Source organism: Methylibium sp. T29-B (genome assembly GCF_000576225.1).
Classification (GTDB): Bacteria; Pseudomonadota; Gammaproteobacteria; order Burkholderiales; family Burkholderiaceae_C; genus Methylibium; species Methylibium petroleiphilum.
Genome location: NZ_AZSN01000290.1, coordinates 1 through 2,523, shown reverse-complemented (window position 1 = coordinate 2,523; position 2,523 = coordinate 1). Strand labels below are relative to the sequence as shown.

The 2,523-nt window shown below is 69.8% G+C and carries 3 protein-coding genes and 1 pseudogene; 3 read left to right on the top strand and 1 reads right to left on the bottom strand.

Annotated features, from left to right (window positions below):
* On the top strand, nucleotides 1–366 hold a 366-nt coding region (locus Y694_RS21220), incomplete at its 5' end, for an exodeoxyribonuclease VII large subunit (RefSeq protein ID WP_036236377.1).
* 94 nt (nucleotides 367–460) lie between these two features.
* Nucleotides 461–1,042 carry a superoxide dismutase [Fe] gene (sodB, locus tag Y694_RS21215; RefSeq protein ID WP_036236374.1) on the top strand — a complete coding sequence of 194 codons (582 nt, stop codon included), beginning with the start codon at nucleotides 461–463 and terminating at the stop codon, nucleotides 1,040–1,042.
* Between the two features lie 60 nt (nucleotides 1,043–1,102).
* On the opposite strand, the pseudogene Y694_RS21210 reads toward sodB, so the two are convergent.
* Nucleotides 1,103–1,569: pseudogene (locus Y694_RS21210) on the bottom strand (DUF192 domain-containing protein).
* A 93-nt stretch (nucleotides 1,570–1,662) separates the two neighbouring features.
* Between Y694_RS21210 and Y694_RS21205 the strand changes: the two are divergent.
* Nucleotides 1,663–2,523, top strand: an 861-nt coding sequence (locus Y694_RS21205) for a cation transporter (RefSeq protein ID WP_036236368.1), incomplete at its 3' end; no start/stop codon positions are given.

Here is a 2,523-nt window from a genome sequence, read left to right as displayed (position 1 = left end):
CGGCCAGGCGCTGGCGCCGCACGCGAGCGGCTGGCGCTGCTGTCGCAACGGCAGCGCACGGCGATGCACCGCCACCTCGAGCGACAGCAGCAGCGCCAGGCGGTGCTGGCCTCGCGCTGGATGCAGGCGGCGCGGCAACTGCGCCTGCGCGCCGTCCAGCGGCTCGACGTGCTGGTCGCACGCCTGGGTGCGCTCGACCCGCAGCGCGTGCTGTCGCGCGGCTATGCGTGGCTCGGTGACGCCGAGGGACGGGCGCTCACATCGGTGAACCAGCTGCAGCCGGGGCAGACCGTGAAAGCCCGGTTGGCCGACGGCCGCATCGAGGCGCAGGTGATCGGCATCGAACCCGACAAGCCCCGACGCTGATGCAGGCATGCGCCGCGCAGGCGGCCGGCCTGCGGGTGCTGCCTACAATGCCCATCTCATCCCCCAGGCTCAAGACCAAGGAAGGACAGACCTCATGGAACACACCCTGCCGCCGCTGCCGTATGCGATGGACGCCCTCGCGCCGCACCTCTCGAAGGAGACCTTCGAGTTCCACTACGGCAAGCACCACCAAGCCTACGTGACCAACCTCAACAACCTGATCAAGGGCACCGAGTTCGAGTCGCTGAGCCTGGAAGACATCGTCAAGAAGTCCAGCGGTGGCGTGTTCAACAACGCCGCCCAGATCTGGAACCACACCTTCTTCTGGAACAGCATGAAGCCGCAGGGCGGCGGTGCGCCGAGCGGCGCGCTGGCGGCCGCCATCGACGCCAAGTGGGGCAGCCTGGCCGCCTTCAAGGAAGCCTTCACGAAGAGCGCCGTCGGCAACTTCGGCTCCGGCTGGACCTGGCTCGTGAAGAAGGCGGACGGCTCGGTGGACATCGTCAACACCGGCAACGCCGCCACCCCGCTGACCACCGCCGACAAGGCGCTGCTGACGGTCGACGTGTGGGAGCATGCCTATTACATCGACTTCCGCAATGCGCGCCCGAAGTTCGTCGAGACCTTCCTCAATTCGCTCGTGAACTGGGACTTCGCGGCGAAGAACTTCGCCTGAGTCCCGCCTCGGCGCGATCCCGGGCCGGCCCAGTGCCGGCCTTTTTCATGCCTTGGGCGTCTAGGGTTTGAAGGCGTCGCCGCTGAGGCGGCTGCCCGGCTTGAGCCCGCGTTTGGCGAACCAGCCTGGTTCATCTCGAGCACCAGCCGCACCGGCTGCGTCGAGCACTTCGAATCCAGCGTCTGCGGCGGCATGTCGACGATCTGCGTGATGGTGCCGTCGTCAGCCAGGTAGGCGATCGACAGCGGGAGCAGCGTGTTCTTCATCCAGAAGCACTGCGTCGCGGCCTCGTCGAACACGAACAGCATGCCGTCGTTCGGGGGCATTGTCGGCCGGTTCATCAAACCGATGGCGCGCTGCTCGGGCGTGCGCGCCACCTCGGCCTGGATGTTGTGGATGCCCGCATTGAGGCGCACCGAGGGCAGCTTCTGCGGGCCCGACTGCGCCAGTGCGGTCGCCGCCAGCAGCGAAAGCAGCGCGGGAACGACGAGACGGAGGTGACGGCGAGGTGCGGGCTTGATCTGCATCAGTTCGACGGGGAGAGTTCGGTCCTAGAGTAACGCACGGGGCCGTCCGCAGCCGACCGCAGGCTGACGCCTGCCGCGCTCCGTCGACGCCCCATGCCTGCCACCACCCTGACACTTGCCGCCCCTGCGCTGGCCCTGCCGCCGACCGAACTGTCGGGGCGGCAGCGCGTTGCGCTGGACGACGACACGGCGCTGGCCGCCTGCACGACGTGGCAGGAGGCTGCCGACGGCCGGCGCGAGGCCCGCACCCGGCTGGTCCTGCAGGGGCTGCACTGCGCGGCCTGCGCGGGACTCATCGAGGCGGCACTGGAGCGGGTCGATGGGGTGCGTGCGGCACGGGTGAACGGCGCGTCCGAGCGGGCCGAGGTCGACTGGGACCCCGCCCGCACCCGCGCCTCGGCCCTGATCGAGGCCGTGCAGCGGGCCGGCTACCAAGCCTACCTGGCCGATGCCGAGGACGCCCTGCGGGCCCGACAGGCCGAATCGCGCCAGGCGCTGTGGCGGCTGTTCGTCGCGGCCTTCTGCATGATGCAGGTGATGATGGCCGCGGCGCCCGGCTACTTCGCGGCGCCGGGCGATATCGCGCCCGATCTCGCCGCGCTGCTGCGCTGGTCGGCGTGGGTGCTGACGCTGCCGGTGCTGCTGTTCTCGGCGCGGCCCTTCTTCAGCGGTGCCTGGCAATCGCTGCGCCAGTGGCGCATCGGCATGGACGTGCCGGTGGCGCTCGGCATCGCGGTCACCTTCGTGGCCAGCAGCGCTGCGAGCTTCGACCCTGGCGGGATCTTCGGTCACGAGGTCTATTTCGACTCGCTGACGATGTTCGTCTGCTTCCTGCTGGCCGGCCGCTGGCTCGAGGCGCGCTCGCGCGAGCGCAGCACGCGCTCGCTCGACGCGCTGCTGCGCCGCCTGCCCGACAGCGTCGAGCGACTCGCCGCCGACGGCAGCGTGGCCTGG

What these genes read in the sequence shown, in the direction of transcription:
- sodB (WP_036236374.1), top strand. Translation starts at nt 461, where the DNA reads ATGGAACACACCCTGCCGCCGCTGCCGTATGCGATGGACGCCCTCGCG.